Origin of the sequence: Ornithinimicrobium sp. (assembly GCF_030537745.1) — a bacterium.
Lineage (GTDB): Bacteria > Actinomycetota > Actinomycetes > Actinomycetales > Dermatophilaceae > Ornithinicoccus.
Map to the genome: position 1 here is coordinate 6,421 of NZ_JAUNVI010000085.1, position 2,778 is coordinate 9,198.

Annotated in this window: 3 protein-coding genes; 2 read left to right on the top strand and 1 reads right to left on the bottom strand. The window is 68.4% G+C overall.

Annotation, left to right across the window (positions count from 1 at the left end):
• Positions 1–7: 7 nt before the first annotated feature.
• Positions 8–592, bottom strand: coding sequence for a DUF3043 domain-containing protein (locus Q4P07_RS13115; RefSeq protein ID WP_303375364.1), 585 nt, complete (start codon positions 590–592; stop codon positions 8–10).
• Positions 593–694: 102 nt separating this feature from the next.
• On the opposite strand from Q4P07_RS13115, the gene Q4P07_RS13120 reads away from it, so the two are divergent.
• Both Q4P07_RS13120 and Q4P07_RS13125 read left to right on the top strand, forming a co-directional pair.
• On the top strand, positions 695–2,068 hold the full coding sequence (locus Q4P07_RS13120) for a dipeptidase (protein WP_303375365.1): 1,374 nt from the start codon (positions 695–697) through the stop codon (positions 2,066–2,068).
• 3 nt (positions 2,069–2,071) lie between these two features.
• On the top strand, positions 2,072–2,778 hold a 707-nt coding region (locus tag Q4P07_RS13125), incomplete at its 3' end, for a glutathione S-transferase C-terminal domain-containing protein (protein WP_303375366.1).

Sequence of the window (2,778 nt, forward strand, 5' to 3'; positions counted from 1 at the left end):
GATGGGCTCAGCGACGGTGGACGGGGTCCCCGCGCTTCAGGGCAGGACGAGGTATGCGGCTGCCACGCATCTGGAAGGCGCGCAGCACCGTATAGGACGCTGAGCCCTTGCCGGGCAGGTGGCCGAAGGCCTCCAGGAAGTTGGCCTTCGCCCGACGCCACAGCAGCCAGTTGTCGATGATCGCAAACAGGATCAAGGAGTAGGCGCCGACAAAACTGGCCATCTTGGCCCAGTCCTGCTGGATGACAGACAGTGCCAGCACGATGAGCATGGCCGGCAATAGGATCTCGCCGACGTTGCGACGGGAGTCGACCGTGTCGCGCAAGAAACGGCGCTCGGGCCCCTTGTCCCGCTCTGGCAGATAGCGCTCCTCGCCGCGGAGCATCGCCTCCCGGATCTCCGACCGAGCCGAACGGGCCTTGGCCTTGGCCTCAGGGGTCTTGTTCTGCGCGGCGCCGACCAGAGGGCGCCGATTAGCAGCCTCGGCGTCGCGACGCTTCGGGGTCGGGCGACCCTTCCCCAGGGGAGGGGAGGCGGCGATGTTGGCCTCGCTTAGCTCAGCGGGCTCGGACGACTTCTTCCAGAACTGCACGGCCCCAGTGTAGGTGGCATCCTCCGTTGGCCCGTCCACGCGTCGACACCGGCGTGGGGACTCCATACCGTGCGGTCGGATGCCCGGTCTAGAGTCGAAGACGTGAGCGAACAGACCCAGCAGCCGTCCCCGTCCACCGCTGACCTCGCCGCGCGCGTGCACGACGCGATGCCCGGGATCCGCTCCGACCTCGAAGCGTTGACGCGCATCCCCTCGGTCTCCCTCGACAGCTTCGACCAGCGCCACGTCGATGACTCGGCGCAGGCGGTCGCCGACTTGTTGGCTGCCGAGGGTATGGACGTGCGGGTCGTGCGGGAGGGCGGTCGGCCGGCTGTCATCGGACACCTGGCCGGACCGCAGGGCGCACCCACCGTGCTGCTCTATGCACACCATGACGTGCAGCCGCCGGGGGAGGAGGCGGACTGGAACACCCCGATCTTCGAGCCGACCGAGATCGACGGGCGTCTGTATGCCCGCGGGGTCGCCGACGACAAGGCGGGAATCATGGCGCACGTCGCCGCGCTGCGTGCCCACGGGGGCAAGCCTCCGGTGGGGGTGACGGTCTTCGTCGAGGGGGAGGAGGAGGTCGGCTCGGACTCGCTGCCGACGATCCTGGAGCGTCACGGCGACGCCCTCGCGGCGGACGCGATCGTCTTGGCCGACAGCCAGAACTGGAAGATCGGCGTCCCCGCGCTCACCACGACGCTGCGCGGACTGGTCAGGGTCGTGGTGGAGGTCAAGGCGCTGGAGCATGGCGTGCACTCCGGCATGTTTGGCGGTGCGGTGCCCGACGGACTGACCGCGCTGGCTCGGCTGCTGGCGACGCTGCACGACGACGAGGGCAACGTCGCGGTCGCCGGCCTGCAGTCCTCGGAGGCGGCTGACCTGGACTATCCGGAGGAGACGCTGCGCGCCGAGTCTGGTCTGGCCGAGGGAGTCCAGCCGATCGGGAGCGGCTCCTTCCTGTCCCGGCTGTGGACCAAGCCGGCGCTGACCGTCATCGGCATCGACGCGCCGACGGTCGCTAAGGCCGCCAACCTGCTCACGCCGGTCGGTCGGGCGAAGATCTCGATGCGCATCCACCCCGCGGAGGTGCCGGAGACGGCATACCAGTTGTTGAAGAAGCATCTGGAGGACAACGCGCCGTGGGGCTGCCAGGTGAGCGTCACCCTGGACGACCACGGATCGGGCTTCGCGGCCAACGCTCAGGGGCCGATCTATGAGGAGGCGCGCGCTGCCTTCCGGGACGCGTGGGAGGGGACCGAACCGGTCGACATCGGCGTCGGTGGCTCGATCCCGTTCGTCGCGGCATTCGCTGAGCGGTTCCCGGAGGCAGCGATCTTGGTGACCGGTGTCGAGGACCCCGACACCCGTGCCCACGCAGCTAACGAGAGTCTGCACCTAGGCGAGTTCGAGCGGGTCTGCCTCGCGGAGGCGCTCCTGCTGGAGCGGCTCGGGCGCCTGGGCAAGGACTGAGCCGTGGGCAAGGACAGCGAGGGTTCGTACGTGCAGGACAGCTACGAACGCAACGCGCGCTACATCCAGACGCGGATCACCAGCGACGGGCGCGACGGCTTCCAGGTGGAGCCCGGACGCTTCCGGCTGATCACGTCGCGCGCGTGCCCGTGGGCGCACCGAGCGATCCTGACCCGCAAGCTCCTCGGGTTGGAGGAGGCGCTGCCGATGGGCGTTGCCGGTCCGGTGCACGACAAGGATTCGTGGACCTTCGACCTCGATCCCGGCGGTGTCGACCCGGTGCTGCGCATCCCCAAGCTGAAGGACGCCTATGACGCGCGGCCCCAGGGTTATCCGGAGTCTGGGGTCACGGTGCCAGCGATCGTGGACACCACGACGGGCCAGGTGGTCACCAACGACTTTGATCAGATGGTCAAAGACTTCGTCACCGAGTGGACCCCCTATCAGGAGGAGCACGCTCCTGACCTGTGGCCGCTGGCCCTGCGGGAGGAGATCGAGGAGGTCTCCGAGCTCGTCTACCGGGACGTCAACAATGGCGTCTACCGGTGCGGGTTCGCCGGGACACAGTCGGCCTACGAGGCGGCCTACGACCAGTTGTGGGCACGGATGGACTGGTTGGAGGAGCGGCTTTGCGGACGTCGCTATCTGGTGGGGCAGCAGCTCACTCTTGCGGATATCCGGCTGTGGCCGACGCTGGTGCGGTTTGACGC